The sequence below is a fragment of the Streptomyces aurantiaciflavus genome (assembly GCF_049808595.1).
Classification (GTDB): domain Bacteria; phylum Actinomycetota; class Actinomycetes; order Streptomycetales; family Streptomycetaceae; genus Streptomyces.
In genome coordinates this window covers 63096-85927 of the sequence record NZ_JBNCAQ010000013.1, presented here as the reverse complement: position 1 = coordinate 85927, position 22832 = coordinate 63096, and the positions used below count along the sequence as shown (strand labels likewise).

General features: G+C 72.7%; 20 protein-coding genes and 1 pseudogene. 6 read left to right on the top strand and 15 right to left on the bottom strand.

The window, feature by feature from the left end; all coding sequences use genetic code 11:
• Positions 1–56: 56 nt before the first annotated feature.
• From ACPT94_RS17685 to ACPT94_RS17670, 4 genes are all read right to left on the bottom strand, one after another.
• On the bottom strand, positions 57–2489 hold the full coding sequence (locus tag ACPT94_RS17685) for a SpoIIE family protein phosphatase (RefSeq protein ID WP_425246256.1): 2433 nt from the start codon (positions 2487–2489) through the stop codon (positions 57–59).
• Positions 2490–3529: 1040 nt separating this feature from the next.
• Positions 3530–4756, bottom strand: coding sequence for an ornithine--oxo-acid transaminase (gene rocD, locus ACPT94_RS17680; RefSeq protein WP_360344011.1), 1227 nt, complete (start codon positions 4754–4756; stop codon positions 3530–3532).
• Complete coding sequence (ddaH, locus tag ACPT94_RS17675) at positions 4753–5565, bottom strand: dimethylargininase (protein WP_425246255.1); 813 nt, start codon at positions 5563–5565, stop codon at positions 4753–4755. The genes rocD and ddaH overlap by 4 nt, the downstream gene beginning before the upstream one ends.
• 126 nt (positions 5566–5691) lie before the next feature.
• The gene (locus ACPT94_RS17670; protein WP_360344016.1) at positions 5692–6195 is read right to left on the bottom strand and encodes an Lrp/AsnC family transcriptional regulator; all 504 of its coding nucleotides are present in this window, start codon (positions 6193–6195) and stop codon (positions 5692–5694) included.
• A gap of 90 nt (positions 6196–6285) precedes the next feature.
• On the opposite strand from ACPT94_RS17670, the gene ACPT94_RS17665 reads away from it, so the two are divergent.
• Genes ACPT94_RS17665 through ACPT94_RS17650 form a run of 4 tightly spaced genes read left to right on the top strand, consistent with a single transcriptional unit; the run spans position 6286 to position 10352 of the window.
• A complete protein-coding gene (locus ACPT94_RS17665) occupies positions 6286–7050 on the top strand; it encodes a LytR/AlgR family response regulator transcription factor (RefSeq protein ID WP_189940031.1) in 765 nt (254 codons plus the stop codon).
• A 2-nt stretch (positions 7051–7052) separates the two neighbouring features.
• On the top strand, positions 7053–7415 hold the full coding sequence (locus tag ACPT94_RS17660) for a hypothetical protein (protein WP_360344271.1): 363 nt from the start codon (positions 7053–7055) through the stop codon (positions 7413–7415).
• A gap of 19 nt (positions 7416–7434) precedes the next feature.
• Positions 7435–9150, top strand: coding sequence for a sodium/solute symporter (locus tag ACPT94_RS17655; protein WP_360344019.1), 1716 nt, complete (start codon positions 7435–7437; stop codon positions 9148–9150).
• The gene (locus ACPT94_RS17650; RefSeq protein ID WP_360344022.1) at positions 9147–10352 is read left to right on the top strand and encodes a sensor histidine kinase; all 1206 of its coding nucleotides are present in this window, start codon (positions 9147–9149) and stop codon (positions 10350–10352) included. Before ACPT94_RS17655 ends, ACPT94_RS17650 begins: the two co-directional genes overlap by 4 nt.
• 3 nt (positions 10353–10355) lie before the next feature.
• Here ACPT94_RS17650 and ACPT94_RS17645 read toward each other — a convergent pair whose 3' ends face one another.
• The 6 genes and pseudogenes from ACPT94_RS17645 to ACPT94_RS17620 all read right to left on the bottom strand — a co-directional run bounded on the left by ACPT94_RS17645 (position 10356) and on the right by ACPT94_RS17620 (position 16035).
• Positions 10356–10526 (bottom strand): hypothetical protein, encoded by a 171-nt coding sequence (locus tag ACPT94_RS17645; protein ID WP_360344025.1) that lies wholly within the window; start codon positions 10524–10526, stop codon positions 10356–10358.
• A gap of 28 nt (positions 10527–10554) precedes the next feature.
• A pseudogene (locus tag ACPT94_RS17640) lies at positions 10555–11739 on the bottom strand (septum formation family protein); the annotation flags it as partial.
• Between the two features lie 34 nt (positions 11740–11773).
• Positions 11774–12724, bottom strand: a complete 951-nt coding sequence (locus ACPT94_RS17635; RefSeq protein ID WP_360344031.1) for a cytochrome c oxidase assembly protein — start codon at positions 12722–12724, stop codon at positions 11774–11776.
• A 107-nt stretch (positions 12725–12831) separates the two neighbouring features.
• Positions 12832–13857, bottom strand: a complete 1026-nt coding sequence (locus ACPT94_RS17630; protein ID WP_360344034.1) for a 6-phosphofructokinase — start codon at positions 13855–13857, stop codon at positions 12832–12834.
• Positions 13858–14047: 190 nt separating this feature from the next.
• Positions 14048–14776 carry a type 1 glutamine amidotransferase gene (locus tag ACPT94_RS17625; protein ID WP_360344037.1) on the bottom strand — a complete coding sequence of 243 codons (729 nt, stop codon included), beginning with the start codon at positions 14774–14776 and terminating at the stop codon, positions 14048–14050.
• A gap of 20 nt (positions 14777–14796) precedes the next feature.
• Entirely contained in the window at positions 14797–16035 is a 1239-nt protein-coding gene (locus tag ACPT94_RS17620) for a DUF1727 domain-containing protein (protein WP_425246254.1), read from the bottom strand.
• Positions 16036–16193: 158 nt separating this feature from the next.
• On the opposite strand from ACPT94_RS17620, the gene def reads away from it, so the two are divergent.
• Positions 16194–16748 (top strand): peptide deformylase, encoded by a 555-nt coding sequence (gene def, locus ACPT94_RS17615; RefSeq protein ID WP_425246253.1) that lies wholly within the window; start codon positions 16194–16196, stop codon positions 16746–16748.
• Between the two features lie 80 nt (positions 16749–16828).
• Here the strand turns inward: def and ACPT94_RS17610 are convergent, their stop codons facing one another.
• Positions 16829–17470, bottom strand: a complete 642-nt coding sequence (locus tag ACPT94_RS17610; protein ID WP_360344046.1) for a TetR/AcrR family transcriptional regulator — start codon at positions 17468–17470, stop codon at positions 16829–16831.
• Positions 17471–17640: 170 nt separating this feature from the next.
• Here ACPT94_RS17610 and ACPT94_RS17605 point away from each other — a divergent pair, with 170 nt between their 5' ends.
• Positions 17641–18867 carry an acyl-CoA dehydrogenase family protein gene (locus ACPT94_RS17605; protein ID WP_360344049.1) on the top strand — a complete coding sequence of 409 codons (1227 nt, stop codon included), beginning with the start codon at positions 17641–17643 and terminating at the stop codon, positions 18865–18867.
• A 185-nt stretch (positions 18868–19052) separates the two neighbouring features.
• Here the strand turns inward: ACPT94_RS17605 and ACPT94_RS17600 are convergent, their stop codons facing one another.
• The 4 genes from ACPT94_RS17600 to ACPT94_RS17585 all read right to left on the bottom strand — a co-directional run bounded on the left by ACPT94_RS17600 (position 19053) and on the right by ACPT94_RS17585 (position 22832).
• Positions 19053–19289: a DUF6213 family protein gene (locus ACPT94_RS17600; RefSeq protein WP_057580803.1), complete on the bottom strand. Its 237-nt coding sequence runs from the start codon at positions 19287–19289 to the stop codon at positions 19053–19055.
• Positions 19290–19314: 25 nt separating this feature from the next.
• Positions 19315–20700: an NADP-dependent succinic semialdehyde dehydrogenase gene (locus ACPT94_RS17595; protein ID WP_360344053.1), complete on the bottom strand. Its 1386-nt coding sequence runs from the start codon at positions 20698–20700 to the stop codon at positions 19315–19317.
• A 72-nt stretch (positions 20701–20772) separates the two neighbouring features.
• Positions 20773–21297 (bottom strand): NUDIX hydrolase, encoded by a 525-nt coding sequence (locus ACPT94_RS17590; RefSeq protein WP_360344056.1) that lies wholly within the window; start codon positions 21295–21297, stop codon positions 20773–20775.
• Positions 21294–22832, bottom strand: coding sequence for an ATP-dependent DNA ligase (locus ACPT94_RS17585; protein WP_425246252.1), 1539 nt, complete (start codon positions 22830–22832; stop codon positions 21294–21296). The genes ACPT94_RS17590 and ACPT94_RS17585 overlap by 4 nt, the downstream gene beginning before the upstream one ends.

Below are 22832 nucleotides of genomic sequence, written 5' to 3'. Positions count from 1 at the left end.
ATCTGCCGGTTTTGCGCCATTTTCGCACGAGGGTGCGACGTGCGGAGCCGACCGCGTCACACCCCGGGGCCCGTGAGCGACTGCTCGGCCCAGATGATCTTGCCGTCGGGGACGAAGCGGGTGCCCCAGCGGCGGGTGACCTGTGAGACCAGCAGCAGTCCGCGCCCGCCCTCGTCCGTGGTGCGCGGATGGCGCAGATGGGGTGCGGTGGCGCCGCCGTCGTGGACCTCGCAGATCAGGGTGCGCCCACGGATCAGACGCAGCCGGATCGGGCTGGAGGCGTAGCGGATGGCGTTGGTGACGAGTTCGCTCACCACCAACTCCGTGGTGAACGACAGCTCCGCGAGGTCCCAGTCGGCCAGTCGGCGGCTCGCGGCCTTGCGGGCCTCGGCGACCGCGGCCGGGTCGGCGGGCAGCTCCCAGTGCGCGACCCGGTCCGGGGACAGTCGCCGGGTGCGGGCCATCAGCAGGGCCACGTCGTCGAGGGGGCGGTCCGGGACGAGGGCGTCGATCACCGTCCGGCAGCGCAGGTCCAGCGAGGACGCCTGCCGCTCCAGGGCCTGCCGCAGACGGTCGCGGTCCGCGTCGAGCGCCCCCTCCTCGCCCTGGGCCAGCAGTCCGTCCGTGTGCAGCGCGAGCGTGCTGTCCGGTGCGAGCAGCAACTCGGCCGACTCGAACGACGGCCCGCCCGCGCCCAGGGGCGGCCCCTGCGGCAGGTCGACGAACGTGACCGTTCCGTCGGGCAGGACGACCGCCGGGGCGGGATGCCCGGCGGCGGCCATCGCGCACCGCCCGTCGACGGGGTCGTACACCACGTACAGGCACCCCGACCCCAGGGCCTCCGTCACGGACTCCGGCCCGCTGCCGTCCTCGTGGGCCGTGCGGGCGACCACGTCGTCGAGGTGGGCGAGGACCTCGTCGGGCGGCAGGTCCAGCGCGGCGAGCGTACGCACGGCGGTACGCAGCCGGCCCATGGCCGCGGCGGCGTCGATGCCGTGCCCGGGCACCTCGCCCACCACGAGGGCCACCCGCGCCCCCGACAGCGGGATCAGGTCGTACCAGTCGCCGCCCAGGCCGGTCAGTTCGTCGGCCGGCCGGTAGCAGGCGGCCACCTCGACGGCGTCCTGCTCGGGCAGGCTGTGGGGGAGCAGGCTGCGTTGGAGCACCAGCGCCGCGTCCCGCTCGCGGGTGTAGCGGCGGGCGTTGTCCACGCAGACGGCCGCCCGCGAGACCAGGTCCTCGGCCAGGGCGACGTCGTCCTCGCCGAAGGGCTCCTGGGTGGAGCGGCGCAGGAACGTCGTGACGCCGAGGGTGGCGCCGCGCGCCCGCACCGGCACGATCAGAGCACTCGGCGGCCCGGCGTGCTCCCCGCCGACCACCGGCAGGAGCGGTCGCCAGTCCTCGTGCTCCGGCCGGAGCCGCTCCGCGAGCCACGGCCGCCCGTCGGCCAGGCAGCGGACCGGCGGCGAGTCGGACGGATAGGCGACGACGGGTTCGGAGCGGGAGGAAGACGCCTCGGCACCGGTCCTGGACCGCTGTCCGGCCCGCCGCAGCGCCACGGACCCGTCCCCCCTCTGCCCCGCCCCCGGCTCCGCCCCCCGCAGCACCGCCTCCAGCAGGTCCACGGCCACGGCGTCGGCGAAGCCCGGCACCGCCACGTCGGCGAGCTCCTGCGCGGTCCGCACGATGTCCAGGGTGCGGCCGATCAGCCGGCCGGCCCGGTCCAGCAGGGCCAGGCGCTGCCGGGCGCGGTGGCGGTCGGTGATGTCCACGACCGTGTAGTAGACGCCCATCGGGTTGCCGTGGTCGTCGTCGAGGCGGGTGAACGACAGCATGTGCGCCGTCTCCCGGTGCGGCGCCGCCCGGAGCCGCACCACGTGCTCATACCCGATGACGGGCTCGCCGCTCTCCAGCACGCGGCGCATCTGGGCCTCCGCCGCCTCGGCGTCCAGCCCGGGTTGGATGTCCGCCAGCCGCAGGCCCAGCCGGCGCTCGGGCGGGCCGCCGCCGAACCGGGACAGGGCGGCGTTCGACCACACGAAGCGCAGGTCGGTGTCCACGATCGCTATGCCGATCGGCGACCCGTCCACCATCTGCTCCAGCACGGAACGGCTCATGCCCCAGCCGGGGGCTTCGCCCCGCTCGTTCAGCAGCACCAGCCAGCGCGCCGGGCCGCCGGGCTCGTCGGCCGACGTGATCCGCGCCATGACCGGAACCGGCTGCCCGTCCCTGCGCCGGGCCGACAGCAGCCCGGCCCATCCGCCCTCCTGGCGGCACCGCTCGAGCACGTCCGGCATCCGCCCGGCGTCCGCGTGGGTCACCAGCCCGCCCAGGTCCTTGCCCACCGCCTCGGCGGCCGCATATCCCAGCAACCGCTCGGCGTCCCTGGTCCAGCTCGTCACCACACCCCGCCCGTCGAGCAGCAGGGGCGCGGCATCCGCCACGTCGAACCGCCGACGGGCCACGTCGTCCTCGTCCTGTGTGCCCACGGTCGACCTCTCTGTCGCTGAGAGTGGTCTACCACCTCCTGCCTCCATCTTCACCCTGCCCGCCCGACCACGACGGCCCCACCCCCACCGACCCGCCCCACCCCACCACCCCCATCAGCCGCGCCCGCCCGGCCCGGGGCCTTGGCGGTCGTGAGGGTGCGGCCTGTGGCGGGCAGGCCAAACCTCACCCGAGGTGCGGACCGGGGGCCCTGCCCCGGCCGGGACGAAGCCTTGCTCAGCGTGGGGGCGGAGTCCTGCTCGGCGTCCGGGATGGGAGAAACGGAAGCCCCGCCCAGGGGGACGGAGTCCCGCTCGGTGTCCGGGCCGGGGGCCCTGCCCAGGTTGGGAGAACGGAAGCCCCGCTCAGTGTCGGGACGGGGTCCCGCTCGGTGTCTGGGGCCGGGAGCCCTGCCCCGGCCGGGACGAAGCCGCGCTCAGCGTGGGGGCGGAGTTCCGCTCGGCATCCGGGACGGGGCCCACCCGTTGTCGGGGGCGGCGGCGGCCGGGGTGAAGGGGAGCGGCGCCGCTTGCAGGCTGTGGCGGGTCAGCCTTGCCGGGGTGCAGGGGCGGAGCCCCGCTGGGGTCCAGGGGCTGAGCCCCGGCGGGGTTGGGGGGCTGGGCCCCGGCGGGGTTGGGGGGCTGGGCCCAGGCGGGGTTGGAGGGGCGGAGCCCCGGCGGGGTTGGAGGGGCTGAGCCCCGGCGAGGTGCAGGGGCTGAGCCCCGGCGGGGTCCGAGGGGCGGAGCCCCTGGGGACGGGAATCGGTAGGGGCGGCGGGGGCGAGGAACCGCGCGGGCGCACCCGGCTACGGCGCCCCGTGCTCGCTCAGCAGCTCGCCCAAGCCTCGCCCCGGGCCCTCTCCCCAAGACGCCCTCCAAGACGCCCTCCAGGACGCCCTCCAAGACGCCCTCCAAGACGCCCTCCAAGACGCCCTCCAGGACGCCCTCCAAGACGCCCTCCAGGACGCCCTCCAAGACGCCCTCAAGGCGCCCCCGCGGCCGCTCCTCGAAGGCGCCCGCCAAGGCCGCCCCCGCGGCCGCCCTCAGCCCCCTTGCCCCAACACCTTCTCCAACGCCCCCAGCGCCGACCCGAGTTCCTCCCCGGTGATCGTCAGCGGCGGCGCGAGCCGAATCGTCGAGCCGTGGGTGTCCTTCACCAGCACCCCCTCCCGCAGCAGCCGCTCCCCGATCTCCCGCCCGGTACCGACCGCGGGATCCACATCGACCCCCGCCCACAGCCCGCGCGAGCGGAAGCCGACGACGCCCTTGCCGACCAGCCCGGTCAGCCCGTCCCGCAGGGCCACCCCCAGCTCGGCCGCCCGGCGCTGGAACTCACCGGACTCCAGCAGCTCCACCACCGCCGTACCGACGGCCGCCGCCAGCGGATTGCCGCCGAACGTCGACCCGTGCTCGCCCGGCCGCAGCACCGACAGCACCTCCCGCCGTGCGACGACCGCCGACACCGGCACGATGCCGCCGCCCAGCGCCTTGCCCAGCAGCAGCACATCGGGCACGACCTCCTCGTGCTCGACAGCCAGCGTGCGGCCCGTACGTCCGAGGCCGGACTGGATCTCGTCCGCGACGAACAGGCAGTTCGTCCGGCGGGTCAGCTCACGGACCCCGGCCAGGTAGCCGTCGTCCGGGATCACGACGCCCGCCTCGCCCTGGATCGGCTCGATCAGCACCGCCGCCGTCGTCTCGTCGACCGCCGCCTCCAGCGCGGCCAGGTCGTTGTACGGCACGATCCGGAAGCCCGGTGTGAAGGGCCCGAAGCCCGTCCGCGCCGTCTCGTCCGTGGAGAAGCTGACGATCGTCGTCGTCCGGCCGTGGAAGTTGTCCGCGGCGACGACGATCGTCGCCCGGTCGGCCGGGACGCCCTTCACCTCGTACGCCCACTTGCGGGCCACCTTGATGCCGCTCTCGACCGCCTCCGCGCCCGTGTTCATCGGCAGCACCATGTCGAGGCCGGTCAACTCCGCCAGCCGCTCGGCGAATTCGGCGAGACGGTCGTTGTGGAAGGCGCGGGAGGTGAGGGTCAGCCGGTCCAGCTGGCGGTGGGCCGCCTCGATCAGCGCCGGATGGCGGTGACCGAAGTTGAGGGCCGAGTAACCGGCCAGCATGTCGAGGTAGCGGCGGCCCTCGACGTCCTCCACCCACGTGCCCTCGGCGCGCGCGACGACCACGGGCAGCGGGTGGTAGTTGTGCGCGAGCACGGGCTCCTCGGCCCGGATCAGGTCGGCGGAGGTACGTGTACGAGCGGGTGCGGTCATGAACGGATCTCCTGGGTGCAGCACTTGATGCCACCGCCGGCCTTCTGGAACTCGGACAGGTCGACGGGGACGGGGACATAGCCACGGTCGGCCAGGCGGGCGGCGAGGGCCTCGGCCCGGGGCGCGATGAAGACGTGGCGGCCGTCGGAGACGGAGTTGAGCCCGAAGGCCAGCGCGTCCTCGCGGGTCGCGAGCACCGCGTCCGGGTACAGACGCGCCAGCACCTCACGGCTGCCCGGCGAGAACGCCTCCGGGTAGTAGCAGACGTTCTCGTCGTCGAGGACGAACAACGCCGTGTCCAGGTGGTAGAAGTGCGGGTCCACCAGCGTCAGGCTGATCACCGGGTGCCCGAAGAACTCCTGCACCTCGCGGTGGGCCTCACGGGTGGTTCGGAATCCGGTGCCGGCCAGCATGTACCGGCCCGTCCACACCAGGTCGCCCTCGCCCTCGCAGACGGACTCGGGCCGGTGGACGTCGTAGCCCGCCGCCTTGAACCAGGTGTCGTAGTGGACGGATTCGGGGCGCCGCTCGGGCGCGTGGAAGAGGGATCCGAAGACACGGCCGTCCACCACGACCGCGGAGTTCGCGGCGAACACCATGTCGGGCAGGCCCGGGGCCGGCTCCACGGCGTCGACGGTGTGGCCGTGGGCGCGATAGGCGCGGATCAGCGACTGCCACTGCTCCTGCGCCAGGTCGACGTCGACGGGGGAGTCGGGATGCATCCAGGGGTTGATCGCGTACTGCACGGCGAAGTGTCTGGGTTCACAGACCAGGAAGCGCCGAAGGCGCGGCACACGGCTCACGGTCACAGAGGGGTTCCTCCGCTTTTCCTGCGGTGTCGACTTGGGGGGTGACACCACGGTAGAAAGCGAGCGGACGCCCGACAAGGAAGAAGAGCTGCGTGTCCACGCAGCGATGCTGCGTGTTTCCCCTGCTCAGCGCACGTCTGCTGCGTCGCCCGGAGCCGCGTGGGTGGCGCCCGCCTCCGGGCTGTCCGGCAGCAGGTGCGACAGCACCATCACACTGATCGTCTTCCGGATGAACGGCTCGACGCGGATGCGCTCCAGCACCTCCTCGAAGTGCTCCACGTCCCGCGCCCGCACATGCAGCAGCGCGTCCGCGCCGCCGGTCACCGTCATCGCCGCGGTGATCTCCGGATGGTTGCGCACCACCTCCGCGAGCCGCCGAGGGGGCGCCGCCCCCTCGCAGTACACCTCGACGTACGCCTCCGTGCGCCAGCCCAGCGCCGACGGCTTCACCGTGGCCGTGAACCCCGTGATCACGCCCGTGTCGCGCAGCCGGTCCACCCGGCGCTTGACCGCCGTCGCCGACAGGCCGATCGCCGTGCCGATCTCGGCGAAACTCGTCCTGGCGTTCGCCATGAGCGCGGTGAGGATCTTCCGGTCGAGTTCGTCGAAGGAGGCAGGCCCGCTGTTCATGCGGGCACTGTATGCGGGCACCGTACGCAGCGGATACGTCCACACCCGGCACGTGTCCAGACGTACGGATCGCCCCTACACTCCACGTTCATGCTGCGCGCCCTCGCCGTCGACGACGAACGCCCCTCACTGGAGGAGCTGCTCTACCTGCTCACCGCGGACCCGCGGATCGGGAGCGTGGAGGGCGCGGGTGACGCGACCGAGGCGCTGCGCCGGATCAACCGCGCCCTCGAGTCGGGTCCGGACGGCCCGGAGGCCATCGACGTCGTCTTCCTCGACATCCAGATGCCCGGCCTGGACGGGCTCGACCTGGCCCGGCTGCTCACCGGCTTCGCCCGCCCGCCCCTGGTCGTGTTCGTCACCGCCCACGAGGACTTCGCCGTCCAGGCCTTCGACCTCAAGGCCGTCGACTACGTCCTCAAGCCCGTCCGCAAGGAACGCCTCGCGGAGGCGGTCCGCCGCGTCGTCGAGATCCGCGCCGCCGAGCCGCGCGGCACCGCCCCGCGCATCCCCGTGCACGAGCCCGACCCGGACCACATACCCGTCGAGCTCGGCGGCGTGACCCGGTTCGTCGCCGTCGACGACATCACCCACGTCGAGGCCCAGGGCGACTACGCCCGGCTGCACACCGACCGCGGCAGCCACCTCGTACGGATCCCGCTGTCCACCCTGGAGGAACGCTGGCGGGCCCGCGGCTTCGTCCGCATCCACCGCCGGCATCTCGTCGCCCTGCGCCACATAGGAGAGCTGCGACTGGACGCGGGCACGGTGAGTGTGCTGGTCGGCGGCGAGGAGCTCCAGGTCAGCCGCCGCCACGCCCGTGAGCTGCGGGATCTGCTGATGAGGAGGCCGTGACGGTGCCGAACCAGGACCCCGCCGAGCGCCGCGTCGTCGTCACCGGCCCGCCCCGCCGCGCCCGCCGCACCTCCGGCTACTACCGCCCGCGCACCGAGATCGACGAGCAGACCACCCTGGGCCACACCTACGTCCGCTCCCTGATGCGCACCCAGCTGCGGGCCGCGCTCACCGTGTTCGCCGTCCTCGCCCTGCTCGTCGGCCCGCTGCCCCTGCTGTTCGCGGCGATGCCCGACGCGCGCCGCCTGCAATGGGCGGTCCTCGGCTTCGGCCTCTACGCCCCGCTGGTCCTGCTCGCCCGCTGGTACGTACGCCGCGCCGAACGCAACGAACGCGACCTCGTGCGCCTGGTCGAAGACCGATGAGCCGAGGGCCGGTATCGCCGTGAACTCGACCTTCGCCGTCCCCGCCGTCGCCCTCGTCGTCGTGGCGACCGTCCTCGTCGGCGCCTTCGGCCTGCGCATATCGCGCACGACCTCCGACTTCTACGTCGCCTCCCGCACCGTCGGCCCCCGCCTGAACGCGGCCGCCATCAGCGGCGAGTACCTCTCCGCCGCGTCCTTCCTCGGCATCGCCGGCCTGGTCCTCGTCCAGGGCCCGGACATGCTCTGGTACCCGGTCGGCTACACCGCCGGATACCTCGTGCTGCTGCTGTTCGTCGCCGCCCCGCTCCGCCGCTCCGGCGCCTACACCCTCCCCGACTTCGCCGAGGCCCGCCTCGCCTCGCAGGCCGTACGACGCCTCGCGGGCGCCTTCGTCGTCGGCGTCGGCTGGCTCTACCTGCTGCCCCAGCTCCAGGGCGCCGGGCTGACGTTGACGGTCCTGACCGGCGCGCCCGACAGCCTCGGCGGGCTGATCGTCGCCGTCGTCGTCACCGCGACCGTCGCCGCGGGCGGCATGCGCAGCATCACCTTCGTCCAGGCGTTCCAGTACTGGCTCAAACTCACCGCCCTCCTCGTCCCCGCCCTCTTCCTGATCCTCGCCTGGCAGGGCGACGGCGCCCCCCGGCAGGCCTTCGACGAACCGCCCGCCTTCCGCGAGCAGCGCTCCGTCCGCGTCGACGACACCCTCGACCTCAGACTCGACCGGCCCCTGACCGTCACGGTGAGCGGCACGGTCGACGGCCGCCCGCACGACAACGCCGAACTCAGCCTCCCCGCCGGCACCCACCGCATCGACCGGGGCACCCGCCTCACCTTCCCCGAGGGCACGACCGTCCCCACCGCCGACCGCGGCAGCAACGGCGGCATGTCCACCTCCCTCGCCGCCGGCCGCGAGGAACGCCCCCTGTACGCCACGTACGGGCTGATCCTCGCCACCTTCCTCGGCACCATGGGCCTGCCGCACGTCGTCGTCCGCTTCTACACGAGCCCGCACGGCGTCGCCGCCCGCCGCACCACCGTCGCCGTCCTCGCCCTGATCGGCGGCTTCTACCTCCTCCCGCCCGTCTACGGCGCACTCGGCCGCCTCTACGCCCCCGAACTGGCCCTCACCGGCGACGCCGACGCCTCCGTCCTGCTGCTGCCGGACCGGGTGATCGGCGGCCTCGGGGGCGACCTCCTCGGCGCACTGGTCGCCGGGGGAGCCTTCGCCGCGTTCCTGTCCACGGCCTCCGGACTCACGATGGCCGTGGCGGGCGTGCTCACCCAGGACGTCCTGCCCTCCCGCGGCGTACGCCACTTCCGGCTCGGCACCGGCCTCGCGATGGCCGTACCGCTCGCGGCGAGCATGCTGGTGGGCGGGCTGCCGGTGGCCGACGCGGTCGGACTCGCCTTCGCCGTCTCGGCGTCCTCCTTCTGCCCGCTGCTCGTCCTCGGCATCTGGTGGCGCCGGCTCACCCCGCCCGGCGCGGCCGCCGGGATGCTCGTCGGGGGCGGCTCGGCGTTCGTCGCCGTCGCGGCGACCATGGCGGGCCTCCCCGACACGGGCACCCTGCACGCCCTGCTCGCCTGGCCCGCCCTGTGGTCCGTACCGCTGGGCTTCCTCACCATGATCCTGGTGTCCCTGGCCACCCCGGGGCGGGTCCCGGCCGGTACGGCGGCGATCCTGGCCCGCTTCCACCTCCCGGAGGAGCTGCGGGCGGCGGAGGTGAAGGCATGAGCGGCTTCCTGGCGGGCCTGTGCATCGCGATCCTCCCCTTCCTCGCCCTCGGCTTCTGGCTGGGCCGGCGCACCTCCCGCCCCCAGAGTCTCGGCGACCTCGGCACTCCCGTCGAGCACGCCACCTTCCAGACCCTGCACACCGCCTCCCTCGCCGCACCCCCGCTGCGGGCCGGACTCACCGAGGAGACCGCCCGCAAGTCGGCCCGCCGGCTGCGCACCCTGCTCGGCACGGACGCCCTCTGCCTGACAGACCGTCAACAGGTCCTGGTCTGGGACGGGGTGGGCGCCCACCACCGCACCGAGATCATGGCCCGCCTGGCGGGACCGCTGGACACCGGCCGCGGCGAGGCCTTCCCGCTGACCTGCGACGCCCCCGACTGCCCCGTCCGCTGGGCCGTCGTCACCCCGCTCACCGTCGACGACCGCGTGCACGGCGCCCTCGTCGCCTGCGCACCCCGCGAGTCCGCCGTCCTCGTCCGCGCGGCCGGCGAAGTGGCCCGCTGGGTGAGCGTCCAGCTGGAGCTGGCCGACCTCGACCAGTCCCGCACCCGCCTCATCGAGGCCGAGATCAAGGCCCTGCGCGCCCAGATCTCCCCGCACTTCATCTTCAACTCGCTCGCCGTGATCGCCTCGTTCGTCCGCACCGACCCCGAACGCGCCCGCGAACTCCTCCTGGAGTTCGCCGACTTCACCCGCTACTCGTTCCGCCGGCACGGCGACTTCACCACCCTCGCCGACGAACTCCACGCCATCGACCACTACTTGGCGCTGGTCCGGGCCCGCTTCGGCGACCGCCTCTCCGTCACCCTGCAGATCGCCCCGGAGGTCCTCCCGGTCGCCCTGCCCTTCCTCTGCCTGCAGCCCCTCGTCGAGAACGCCGTCAAGCACGGCCTGGAGGGCAAGGCCGACAAATGCCATATCCAGATCACCGCCCAGGACGCCGGCGCCGAGGCCCTCGTCGTGATCGAGGACGACGGCACCGGCATGGACCCGGACCTGCTGCGCCGCATCCTGGCAGGCGAGACCAGCCCCTCCGGCGGCATCGGCCTGTCCAACGTCGACGACCGGCTCCGCCAGGTGTACGGCGACGACTACGGCCTCGTCATCGAGACCGCGCCCGGGGCGGGCATGAAGATCACCGCCCGGCTGCCGAAGTACCAGCCGGGAGTGCACTCGGCGGCCCGCCTCACCCCGGGCTGACCCTCACGTCGTGCGCATCACGACCAGCGCGAGCGTGATCAGCCCGAGCACGACCCAGCCGAACCACAGCCAGCCGTTGCTGCCGAGCGCCACCGTGTAGGCCGTCACCACCACGAGCCCGCCGAGGGTGAGCACCCCCATGGTCTTCGTGGAACCGTCCGTGGAACCGGGCATCGCGACACCCTCCTCCGGCACACCCTCCTCAGGGTGCGTCCCCCACCATGGTGCCCCCGTTCTGCTTCCGCACGGTGCAGACGACGTAATGCGTTCCGGACTTCCAGGCTCCGCCGCTGCTCCACGACCCGGACTCGTACACCGACGGATCGAAGCCGTGGCCGCCCGACGGCACGTCCCGCGCGCACGCCGCGTCCGACTCCGTCCGCGCCTGCGCGAGCGTCACCCCTGCCCCGAGCCGGGTGAACCCGACCACCAGCTCGTCGTACGGCCCGGCGCAGGACACCAGCCGGGCGTCCCGGTTCGACGGGGTCCGAAGGCAGTCCCGCTTCTGCATCGTCGCCGTGTCGGCGAACGCCGATCCCGGCCTGCGGTGCCGCCCCAGCGGCCCGTACACCGGCCCGTGCGCTCCCAGCACCAGACAGGCCGTACGCCGCCCCGCGTCCGCGACACCGTCCTGCGTCGGTACGACCGCGTAGCTGCGCACGTCCGCGAGCCGCCCCCGGAGCTGAGCGGTCAGCTCCTCGCACGCGGCCGCCCCCCGCTCCCGCGCCGCCCCCGCCGACCCGGCCGCGACGAACCCCATCACCTGGCCGTCGGCCACCCGGCACCCCGGGGCGAGCGTCAGCCGTGGCACCCCGCTGAAACGGGCGCCGCCGGGCCAGTCGGCGAGCACGCAGTCCCCGTCCCGCAGCGCCCGGCCCAGCCCGACGGCCTCGCCGTACGGCAGGACGGTCCCACCACCCGACGCCGGCCGGCCCAGGGCGTACCAGGCGCCGCCACCCGCCGGCGCCAGCGCGAGGAGCCCGGCGAGGGCGGTGGGCAGGACGCGCGAGCGCCGGTGCCCGCCCGCCGGGCCAGGGTGACCCGGACTCCCGCGCCACCGCGGCTCCGGCGACGGGCCGGTCCTCGTGCGCGGGTACGCCCCGTCCGGCCGCGGCGTGACGACGGCGGCGAGCAGGGCCTCCGTGGCCGCCGCGTCCGGCCGCCGCCCCGGATCCTTGGTGAGGAGCGCCCGCAGTACGGGCTCCAGCGCACCCGCGCGCACGGGCGGGCGTGGCTCCTCCGCGACCACCGCCGTCAGCTGGGCGAGCTGCGACTCCCGCTCGAACGGCCCCCGCCCTTCCACCGCGAAGTAGAGCGTGCACCCCAGCGAGAACAGATCGGCAGCCGGCGTCGGCGCCCCGCCCGTCGCCCGCTCCGACACCAGATACCGTTCCTAGAGGCCGATCAGAACGGAAAGCCTTTCAGCCCTCGCGCGCGTTCAGTGAGGCCAAATAGGCGTTGTAGGCCTCGAGTTCCTTGTCGCCGTCGCGGTCGGCGGCCCGGTCCTTGCGCTTCGCCTGCCGCTGCTCGGAGCCGTACCACTGGAACAGCAGCGCGATCAGTACCAGCACCGACGGAATCTCGCTGAACGCCCAGGCGATGCCGCCGGCCGCGTTCTGGTCGGCGAGCGCGTCGATGCCCAGGGAGGCGGGCGGGTTCTTGAACGACTCGACCATCGGCGCCGACGCCATCATCAGCGCGATGCCGAAGAACGCGTGGAACGGCATGCCCGCGAACAGCTCCAGCATCCGCAAGAGGTAGCCGGGCCGGTGCGGTCCGGGGTCCACGCCGATGATCGGCCAGAAGAACACCACACCGACGGCGAGGAAGTGCACCATCATCGCGATGTGCCCCGTCCTGGAGCCCATCAGGAAGTCGAAGAGCGGCGTGAAGTACAGCGCGTACAGGCTCGCGATGAACAGCGGGATCGTGAACGCCGGGTGGGTGATGATCCGCATGTACCGGCTGTGCAGCAGCATCAGCAGCAGCTCACGCGGCCCCTTGTGCCCCCTCCCCGCCGTCGGCAGCGCACGCAGCGCCAGGGTGATCGGGGCGCCGAGCAGGATCAGGATCGGCGACAGCATGCTGATCACCATGTGCTGCACCATGTGCACGCTGAACATGACCATCCCGTAGTCGTTCAGCTTGGTGCACATCACGAGGGCCACGGTCAGCACGCCGGCGACGTAGGAGACGGTCCGCGCGACCGGCCAGGCGTCCCCGCGCCGCCGCAGCCGTACGACCCCCCAGGCGTACAGGCCCAGCCCCACCAGACAGGCGACGAGGAAGAACGGGTCCGCCGACCACTGAAGACCCCGCCCCAGCGTGAACGGCGGCAGATCCATGGTCATGCCGTGCCCGCTGTGATCCATTTCCGGCGGCTCCTGATTCGTGGGGGGATGTGCGTTTTACCGCCTCAAGACTAGAGCGGCCCCCGGCGATCTCTGTCACCGGGGGCCGCTGGAGCTCACCGCTCTGCCTACAGGACGGTCTCCGCCTCCGCGTACCGCTCGACCGGCACGGTCTTCAGCGTCTCGACCGCCTCGGCCAACGGCACCATCACGATGTCCGTCCCCCGCAGGGCCGTCATCCGGCCGAACTCACCCCGGTGCACGGCCTCCACCGCGTGCCACCCGAACCGAGTGGCCAGCACCCGGTCGTAGGCCGTCGGCGTCCCACCGCGCTGCACATGCCCGAGGATCACCGGACGGGCCTCCTTGCCGAGCCGGGACTCCAGCTCGATGGACAGCTGCCGGGCGATCCCGGCGAACCGCTCGTGCCCGTAGATGTCCTTGCCGCCCTCGTCGAACTGCATGGTGCCGGGCCGGGGCTTGGCCCCCTCCGCCGCGACGACGATCGCGAACCGCTTCCCCGCCTCGAACCGCTCGCCCACCCGCCGGGCCAGCTCGTCGATGTCGAAGGGCCGCTCCGGTACGACGATGGCGTGGGCGCCGGCGGCCATGCCCGAGTGCAGCGCTATCCAGCCGGTGTGCCGCCCCATGACCTCGACGACGAGGACCCGCTGGTGGGACTCGGCGGTCGTCTTGAGCCGGTCGAGGGCCTCCGTGGCGACCCCGACGGCGGTGTCGAAACCGAAGGTGACGTCGGTGACCGCGATGTCGTTGTCGATGGTCTTCGGCACGCCCACGATGGGCAGGCCGCTGTCCGACATCAGCCGGGCCGCCTTGAGCGTGCCCTCACCGCCGATCGGGATGACGGCGTCGAGGCCGAGCTCCTCGAGGTGGCCGCGGGCCCGTTCCACGCCGTCCCGCAGATGCGAGGGCTGGACGCGGGAGGAACCGAGGATGGTGCCGCCGCGGGCGAGGATGCCGCCCACCGCGTCGAGGTCGAGCTTGAGGTAGTCGCACTCCAGGAGGCCCTTCCAGCCGTCCCGGAAACCGATGACCTCGTCGCCGTGGTCGGCGACGGCACGGTGCACGACGGACCGGATGACGGCGTTCAGGCCGGGGCAGTCGCCGCCGGACGTGAGGACACCAATGCGCATAGCCCGAAACAACCTTCTTCACGTGGGCCGGGTCCGGACCACGCTGTCCGGCTCGATCCCCGCCACCCTAGCGGCAGGAGGGGGCGGGGCCGAAGCACTCGTCCGCCTGCTGGACGTGCCTGCTCACCTGTGCGGATGCACCGTCAGACGGGCTGCTGACGGCACCCCGAAAAACAGGTGAACACACGGCTCAGGCCGGCTGCTGCGCCGCCGCGATGCGCTCGCCCCGCAGCGCCTCGTACCAGCGGTCGTCGGTCGGCGGGAGCGCGTTCACGTCGAGCGCCAGCTTCAGCAGCAGGTCGGCGATGAGCGGGTTGCGGGCGAGCACCGGGCCGTGCATGTACGTACCGAACACGGTGTCGTTGTACGCGCCCTCGGTGCCGTCGCCGGTGCCGTTGCCCTTGCCGATCTGGACGCGGGCGAACGGGCGGGCGGTCGGGCCGAGGTGGGTGATGCCCTGGTGGTTCTCGAAGCCCGTCAGCGGCGGCAGGCCGAGACGCGGGTCGATGTCGGCGAGGACGTCGCCGACGCACCGCTCGCCCTGTCCGCGGGTCGTGGTGACGTCGAGCAGACCGAGGCCGGGCTCGCGCTGACCGAGGTCGTTGACGAACTCGTGGCCCAGGATCTGGTAGCCGGCGCACACCGCGAACACGATCGCGCCGTTCTGCACCGCCTGGTACAGGTGCCCGTCGCGGCGCAGCCGCTCGGCCGCGAGCCGCTGCGGCCGGTCCTCGCCGCCGCCGATCAGGTAGATGTCGCCGGAGGTCGGGATCGGCTGGTCGCTGCGCACGTCGAGGCGTGCAACGTCGAGGCCGCGCTGCCGCGCCCGGCGCTCCACGACCAGGACGTTGCCCTGGTCGCCGTAGGTGCTGAGCAGGTCCGGGTAGACCCAGACGACCCGCAGTTGGTTGTCACTCATCACGTGATGGTCCCTCGTGCTCAGTTGCCGACGCGGCGGCGCAGGTCCTGGAAGGCGGTGTAGTTCGCGATGACCTCGATACGCCCCGGAGGCGCCGTCTGCACGGCCTGGTCGACGCTCTCGCAGACCTGGAAGTGCTGATTGGCGACCTCCAGGCGCACCGCGAGGTCCAGCTTGCGGTCGCCGATGACGAAGATCGGGTGGCCGGTCAGACGCGTGTAGTCGACGTCCCACAGCCAGGAGGTGTCGGTGCCGTCGGCGCCCCGCGCGTTCACGGACAGGATGACCGGGGTGGGCGGCGGGTCGATCAGGCTGAACGTTTCGAGCCAGCCCGCCGGGTTCTTGGCGAGCAACAGCCGCAGGTCGCGCTGCATGAACTGGACGACGTCGTAGCGGCCGGCGACGGCCTGCACCTGGTACATGCGCTCCAGCGCCACCTGCGGGGGCACCCCGAAGACGGCGGCGACGGCGGCCGAGGAGGCGGCGTTGGCCTTGTTGGCGCGGCCCGGCAGCTGGAGGTGGATCGGCCAGGCGGAGCCGTGCGGGTCGAGGACGTGGTCGCCGGAGAGCACCCAGCTCGGCGTCGGCCGGCGGAAACCGCACTCGCCGCAGAACCAGTCGTCGCCCGGACGCTGCATCACGCCACCGCAGGACGGGCAGGACCAGGCGTCGTCCTTCCACATCTGCCCGGCGGCGACCCAGATCACGTTGGGGGAGGAGGAGGCCGCCCACACCACCAGCGGGTCGTCGGCGTTGGCGACGACGACGGCCTTGGAACCGGCCAGCCCCTCCCGCCAGTTCTCCGCGAGCATACGGGTCTCGGCCGCGCGGTCGAGCTGGTCGCGGGAGAGGTTGAGCAGCGCGATGCACTTGGGGGCGGTGTCCCGGGCCACGCCCGCGAGGTACTTCTCGTCGACCTCGATCACGCCGTATCTGGCGTCCGAACCGCCCGCCAGCGCCGAGGTGATGCCGGCCGGCATGTTGGCGCCGAGCGCGTTGGACACGACCGGCCCGGCGGCGCGCAGCGCCTCCGCGATGAGCCGCGTGGTCGTGGTCTTGCCGTTGGTCGCCGAGACGAGGACGACGTCCAGGTTCTGGGCGAGCCGGGCGAGGAGGTCCGGATCGAGCTTGAGGGCCACCCGGCCGCCGATCACCGATCCACTGCCGCGTCCCGCGGCGCGCGACGCCGCAGCGACCGCCTTGCCCGCGGTCACGGCCAGCTTGGCCCGCGGCGTGAGCGGGTCCGAGTTGCCTGCCATCAGTTCTCGATCCTCCTTGCGTACGCGCCGCGCCTGAAGCCTGACGGCAACGTGGTAGGTGGTCAGCCTATCGAGATCCATTCGCACTCCAGAATCCCGGGACCGCCTCACGCTGCCTACGGCATGCGCGTGTCAGAAAGGACCGTACCCTTGCCGCCATGCGACACGGCTCCATCCCGGGCGCCCAGGGGCGCGTCCGGCCCCTCACCCTGCTCGGCGACCCCGTCCTGCGGGAACCCTGCCGCGAGGTCACCGACTTCGGCCCCGGACTCGCCGACCTCGTCGAGGACATGTTCGCCACGATGTACGCCGCCCGGGGCGTGGGCCTGGCCGCCAACCAGGTGGGGGAGTCCCTGCGGGTGTTCGTCTACGACTGTCCCGACGACGAGGAGGTCCGCCATCTCGGCCACGTGGTGAACCCGCGTCTCGTCGAAGCCGACGGCGTGGTGATCCGCGGCCCCGAGGGCTGCCTGTCCCTACCGGGGCTGGAGGCGGGAACGGAGCGCTACGACCACGCGGTGGTCGAGGGCTTCACGACGACGGGGGAGCCGGTCACCGTCCACGGCACCGGGTTCTTCGCCAGATGCCTCCAACACGAGTGCGACCACCTGGAGGGGAGGGTGTACGCGGACCGTGTGAGCGGGTGGCGCCACAGACGCCTGATGCGCCAGGTGACACGGGCTTCCTGGAGTGGGGGTAGCTCGCCCGCCTGAGCGGCGCGGGGCCGTGCCGGTGTGCGGCTCCGCCGCGTGGGCGCGGGTCACCCCACACGGCCCGCACCCGGACGCAACCCTCAGAACCCGGGACCGCCCATCTTGTCCCCCGCCGCCGCGAGGCGACCCCACAACAGATCCGCGAGACTCCGCACCAGCTCGGCCCGGGAGCAGGGCCGCTCCCCGAGCCACCAGTCACCTGCCGCATGCATCATCCCGACGATCCCGTGCCCCCAGACACGGGCCAGCTGCTGACTCCCGGGCCCGAGGTCCAGCCGGTCCTCGATGACCTGGGCCAGCTCCTCACCCATGCGCCGCAGCAGCGGAGCCGAGTGTTTGCCGACGTCGAAGCCCTGATCACCCGACGACCCCTCCGCCGGATGCATGAGGAACCGGTACACCTGAGGCCGGGCCTCGATGGCGGCGAGGTACGTGTCCAACGTGGCCTCGACCCGCTCCCGACGCTCGGCGGGAGCGTCCAGCGCCGCCCGCAGCGAGTCCAGCAGCGCGTCCGTGTGCCGCTTGGCAAGGGCCGCGTAAAGCCCGCCCTTGTCGCCGAAGTGGCGATAGAGAATCGGCTTGGTGATGCCGGCCTCGGCGGCGATCGCGTTCATGGACGCCTGGGGTCCGTCCCGGAGCACCACTCTGTCGGCGGCCTCCAGCAACTCGCGCCGACGGCGGTCGGCGGAGCGCTGCTGCTCGGTCCGCTGTGTGGTGTCCATGTGCTCTCCCCACCCGTGCTGATTTGGTGACGCCTGCGCAAACTAACACCTGACAGCGGCCTGACATCGAACGGGCTGCCGAGCTGTCATCAGGAGTTGACTTTTCCTACCGACGGGTAACAGACTCGAGTTACCGCAAGTAACATGCACGTGCCGCCGCTGGAGGGGACATGGCCGAGTTCACCATGGAGCTCAACGACGAACAGAAGGAGGTCCGGGACTGGCTGCACGGCTTCGCCGCCGACGTCATCCGCCCCGCGGCCGCCGAATGGGACGAGCGTGAGGAGACTCCCTGGCCGGTCATCCAGGAGGCCGCGAAGGTCGGCATCTACTCCCTCGACTTCTACGCCCAGCAGTACTTCGACCCCACCGGCCTCGGTATCCCGATGGCGATGGAGGAGCTGTTCTGGGGCGACGCCGGCATCGCCCTCTCCATCGTCGGCACCGGCCTCGCCGCGGTGGGCGTCCTCGCCAACGGCACCGAGGAGCAGATCGGCACCTGGATCCCCCAGATGTACGGCGACGCCAATGACGTCAAGGTCGCGGCCTTCTGCTCCTCCGAGCCCGACGCCGGTTCCGACGTGGCCTCCATGCGCACGCGTGCCGTGTACGACGAGGCCAAGGACGAGTGGGTGATCAACGGCACGAAGACCTGGGCGACCAACGGCGGCATCGCCAACGTCCACGTCGTCGTGGCGGTCGTCGATCCCGAGCTCGGTTCCAAGGGCCACGCCTCGTTCATCGTCCCGCCGAACACGCCCGGCCTCGCGCAGGGCCAGAAGTTCAAGAAGCACGGCATCCGCGCCTCGCACACCGCCGAGGTCATCCTCGACAACGTGCGCGTTCCCGGCGCCTGCCTGCTCGGCGGCAAGGAGAAGCTGGACGAGCGGCTGGCGCGGGCCCGCGAGCGGGCGAAGTCCGGCGGCGAGCGGGTGAAGAACGCGGCGATGGCCACGTTCGAGGCCTCGCGGCCGGCGGTGGGCGCGATGGCCGTCGGCACGGCCCGCGCCGCGTACGAGGTCGCCCTCGACTACGCCAGGACGCGTGAGCAGTTCGGCCGGCCGATCATCGACAACCAGGGCGTGGCCTTCCAGCTCGCGGACATGCGGACGTCCATCGACGCCGCCCGCCTGCTCGTGTGGCGCGCCTCCTGGATGGCGATCAACGGCAGGCCGTTCACCGCGGCGGAGGGTTCGATGTCCAAGCTGTTCGCGAGTGAAACGGCGAAGAAGGTCACGGCCCAGGCCGTGCAGATTCTCGGCGGCAACGGTTACACGCGGGAGTACCCCGTGGAGCGCATGCACCGCGACAGCGCGATCTACACCATCTTCGAGGGGACGAGCGAGATCCAGCGGCTGGTGATCGCGCGGACCCTGTCGGGGATGCCGATCCGGTAGCGCGTCCGCCGGTTGTGGGTGGCTGATCGGGCCCGCGCGGCGGAGCCTCACTTCGACACGGCCCCGCTCCCTGAGGCACGTGCACCGCACCCACCTCAAGGGGCGCGGGGCTGCATCGATCTGCGGCTCCGCGCCGCGGGCGCGACACGTCACGACGTACCCGCAGCCGGCGACAAGGAGCCGCCCTACGGCGCACCCCCGCTGCTGTGAGCGATGCACGCGACATCGATCCGATCCGCCAGCTTCGCCAGCTCGATGGTCAGCGCGGCGACGGTGTCCTCGTCGAGCCCCTCCGCCCCGGCCTCGACAAGATGCAGCCACCGACCACCCAACGTCCGCAACAGTTTGCTCACGTCGGCCGCGGCCACCTGCAAGGTCCCGCGGTCATCGACGATCAGAGGCAGAGTCACTTCGCGGTTCACACCTGGGATCGTAGCCGCGCAGCGCTCACGCACCGTGCCAAACGGTGGTGATGTTGCAGAACTCCCGGATTCCGTGCCCGGACAGCTCACGCCCGTAGCCCGACCGCTTCACCCCGCCGAACGGGAAGGCCGGGTGGGACGCCGTCATGCCGTTGACGTACACCCCGCCCGCCTCCAGATCCCGGACGAAACGGTCGACCTCGGCCTCGTCGCGGGTCCAGACGTTGGAACTCAGCCCGAACGGGCTGTCGTTGGCGATGAGGACCGCCTCGTCGAGGTCGGCGGCGCGGTAGAGGGTGGCGACCGGCCCGAAGGCCTCCTCGCGGTGGATGCGCATCTCGCGGGTGACGCCGGCGAGGACGGTCGGCGGGTAGTACCAACCGGGCCGGTCGGGGCGCTCGCCGCCGCACAGCACCTGCGCGCCGCCGCGCCTGGCGTCGTCCACCAGCTCCTCCAGGTCGCCGCGGCCCTGCTCGCTCGCCAGCGGGCCGACCTCCGTGTCCTCCTCCAGCGGGTCGCCGACCGTCAGCGCCTTCATCCCCTCGGTGAAGCGCTCGGCGAACCGGTCGTACACGTCCGTGTGCACGATGAACCGCTTGGCGGCGATGCACGACTGCCCGTTGTTCTGCACGCGGGCCGTCACCGCGATCCGGGCGGCCCGGTCGATGTCGGCGGAGGGCATGACGACGTACGGGTCGCTGCCGCCCAGCTCCAGGACCGTCTTCTTGATCATCTCGCTGGCGGTGGAGGCGACCGCGCGGCCCGCGGGTTCGCTGCCGGTGAGGGTGGCCGCCTTGATCCGCTCGTCGCGCAGGATGTCGTCGACCGCGGCGGAGCCGATGAGCAGTGTCTGGAAGCAGCCCTCCGGGAAGCCGGCCCGGTGGAAGAGGTCCTCGAGGTAGAGGGCGGTCTGCGGGACGTTCGACGCGTGCTTGAGCAGGCCCACGTTGCCCGCCATCAGCGCGGGCGCGGCGAAGCGGACCACCTGCCACAGGGGGAAGTTCCACGGCATCACCGCGAGGACCGGGCCCATCGGCCGGTAGCGGACCAGGGCGCGCGAGGCGCCGGAGTCCTTCACATCGGCCCCGGCCGGCTCCTCGTCGGCGAGCAGTTCCTCGGCGTGGTCGGCGTACCAGCGCATCGCCTTGGCGCACTTCGCGGCCTCGGCGCGCGCCTGCTTCACCGGCTTGCCCATCTCGGTGGTCATCACCCGGGCGATCTCCGGCTGGTCCTCGTCGAGGAGGTCGGCGGCCCGCTTCAGCAGCCGGGCGCGCTCGGCGAACGCCGTCGTGCGATACGTGCGGAACGTGGCCTCGGCGAGCTGGAGCCGGCGTTCGAGCTCCTCCTCGCCCATGGCCTCGTACGTCTTGAGCGTCTCGCCGTTCGCCGGGTTCACCGTCGCGATGGGCATGACCGACCTCCAAACTGGCTGTGCTTCGACCTTCCCGCGCCGCGGTGGGCCCCGCAACGCGTGCGCGTCCGCTCAGCCCGAGTGCTCCGCCAGCCGGTCGAGAAACGCGGCCTGGGCCCTCACGATCACCTCGCGCGCCCGCTCCAGGCCGTACCAGGCGACCCGGTCCAGCTCGGGGAACTCCTGGGTCCGCCCGGACCGCGGCGGCCACTCCATGACGAACGTGCCCGGCTCGATCGCCGCCGGGTCGAGGTCCGCCTCGACCGCCCAGGCCGTGACGATCTTGCCGTTCGTCTGGCGGACCTCGCCGAGCGGGAACGCCTCGCCGTCGGGCGGCGCCACCCCCAGCTCCTCCCGGAACTCGCGGCGGGCGGCCTCCCAGGCGGGCTCGTCGGGGTCGTACTCGCCCTTCGGGACGGTCCACGCCCCGGTGTCCTTCCGCGCCCAGAACGGGCCGCCCATATGCCCCAGCAACACCTCCGGACCGTCGTCGGTGTGCCGGAACAACAGCAGGCCCGCGCTGTGTTTCGTGAGTTTCCCCGTCTTCCCCGTCGCCTCCGTCTTCGCCGCCCTGCCCTTCCCCGTCCTCTCCGTCATGGCCGCACCTCCGGGTGCGCGGCGAGCAGGGTCTCCACCGTGTCCGCCTCCTGGGGGCGCTTGTCCTCGCGGTAGCGGACCACGCGGGCGAAGCGGAGGGTGACGCCGGCCGGGTAGCGGGTGGAGCGCTGCAGGCCGTCGTAGGCGATCTCGACGACGAGCTCGGGGCGTACGGTCACCCCCCAGCCGGTGTCCTCGACGGCCAGCTCCTTCAGGCGTTCGGTCTGCCAGGTGAGCATCGCGTCGGTCATGCCCTTGAAGGTCTTGCCGAGCATGGCGAGGCCGCCGTCGGCGGTGCGGGCGCCGAGGTGCAGGTTGGAGAGCTTGCCGGTGCGCCGGCCGTGGCCCCACTCGGCGGCCAGGACCACCAGGTCGAGCGTGTGCACGGGCTTGACCTTCAGCCAGGACGCCCCGCGCCGGCCCGCGCTGTAGGGGGCGGCGAGGGACTTCACGACCACGCCCTCATGGCCGCGCAGCAACGTCTCCTCGAGGAATTCCTCGGCTGCCGGGAGGTCCTGCGGGCCGGACACCACCGTCCGGCGCACCCGCATCGGCTCGGGCACCAGCCGGGCCAGCTCCGCGTGCCGCTCGGCGAACGGCAGGTCGAGCAGGTCCCGGTCGTCCACGGACAGCACGTCGAAGAAGACGGGGGAGACGGGGACGGACCGTGCGGCCGTCGCCACGTCCACGCGCGAGCCGACGCGGCCTGAGGTCTCCTGGAAGGAGCGGGGCCGGCCGGTGTCGTCGAAGGCGATGACCTCGCCGTCCAGGACGAAGCGGGAACAGGGCAACCGCAGGGCCGCGGAGGTCAGTTCGGGCAGACGGTCGGTGATGTCGTCGAGGGTGCGGGTGTGGATCCGTACGCTGTCGCCGTCCCGGTGGACCTGGACGCGGATGCCGTCCAGCTTCTCCTCGACCGCGCAGGCGCCGAGCTTGCCGACCGCCTCGGCCACCGAGGACGCCGTGTGCGCGAGCATCGGCAGGACCGGGCGGCCGACGGTGAGCCGGAAGCGGTCCAGGGCCGTCGGACCGTCCGTGAGCAGCGCCTGCGCCACCGTCTGGAGCGAGCCCGCCAGCATCACCGCCCGCCGGACGTCCGGCGAAGGCGCCCCGGTCGCCTCCGCCAGCCCCTCCACCGCGACCGCGTCCAGCGCGCCCTGGCGGACCTCACCGGTGATCAGCCCGAGCAGGAACCGCTGTTCCTCGGCCGTGGCCGCGCCCATCAACTCCTCGACCAGCCGGGCGCGTTCGGCCAGTGAGCCGGGGCCCGACACCTTGCCCAGCTCGGTGAGCCGGGCGTCCACCTCGCGCACGGTCAGACTCGGCGCGCCCGCCGGGGCGACCGGACGGCTGAGCACCTTCCAGCCCACGCCGAGCCGTCCCTGCGGGAGCCGTCCCGCCAGGTACGGGATGACGATCGGCACGTCGTCCGGCTCGGCGTCCCGGAAGAGTTCGGCGAGCAGGGCGATCTTGCGGGAGCGCGCCGAGGTGGCGGCGACATCCCGGGACACGTCGGCGAGCCGGGTCAGCAGCAT

Bases quoted from the DNA above. Each gene is read 5' to 3' on its own strand.
- ACPT94_RS17670 (WP_360344016.1), bottom strand. From the start codon at position 6,195: ATGAACAGCGGGCCTGCCTCCTTCGACGAACTCGACCGGAAGATCCTC.
- ACPT94_RS17625 (WP_360344037.1), bottom strand. From the start codon at position 14,776: ATGAGTGACAACCAACTGCGGGTCGTCTGGGTCTACCCGGACCTGCTC.
- ACPT94_RS17630 (WP_360344034.1), bottom strand. From the start codon at position 13,857: ATGCGCATTGGTGTCCTCACGTCCGGCGGCGACTGCCCCGGCCTGAAC.
- ACPT94_RS17585 (WP_425246252.1), bottom strand. From the start codon at position 22,832: ATGCTGCTGACCCGGCTCGCCGACGTGTCCCGGGATGTCGCCGCCACC.
- ACPT94_RS17665 (WP_189940031.1), top strand. From the start codon at position 6,286: ATGCTGCGCGCCCTCGCCGTCGACGACGAACGCCCCTCACTGGAGGAG.
- rocD (WP_360344011.1), bottom strand. From the start codon at position 4,756: ATGACCGCACCCGCTCGTACACGTACCTCCGCCGACCTGATCCGGGCC.
- ACPT94_RS17595 (WP_360344053.1), bottom strand. From the start codon at position 20,700: ATGCCCATCGCGACGGTGAACCCGGCGAACGGCGAGACGCTCAAGACG.
- ACPT94_RS17610 (WP_360344046.1), bottom strand. From the start codon at position 17,470: ATGGACACCACACAGCGGACCGAGCAGCAGCGCTCCGCCGACCGCCGT.
- ACPT94_RS17620 (WP_425246254.1), bottom strand. From the start codon at position 16,035: ATGGCAGGCAACTCGGACCCGCTCACGCCGCGGGCCAAGCTGGCCGTG.
- ACPT94_RS17635 (WP_360344031.1), bottom strand. From the start codon at position 12,724: ATGGATCACAGCGGGCACGGCATGACCATGGATCTGCCGCCGTTCACG.
- def (WP_425246253.1), top strand. From the start codon at position 16,194: ATGCGACACGGCTCCATCCCGGGCGCCCAGGGGCGCGTCCGGCCCCTC.
- ACPT94_RS17605 (WP_360344049.1), top strand. From the start codon at position 17,641: ATGGCCGAGTTCACCATGGAGCTCAACGACGAACAGAAGGAGGTCCGG.
- ACPT94_RS17590 (WP_360344056.1), bottom strand. From the start codon at position 21,297: ATGACGGAGAGGACGGGGAAGGGCAGGGCGGCGAAGACGGAGGCGACG.
- ACPT94_RS17650 (WP_360344022.1), top strand. From the start codon at position 9,147: ATGAGCGGCTTCCTGGCGGGCCTGTGCATCGCGATCCTCCCCTTCCTC.
- ACPT94_RS17645 (WP_360344025.1), bottom strand. From the start codon at position 10,526: ATGCCCGGTTCCACGGACGGTTCCACGAAGACCATGGGGGTGCTCACC.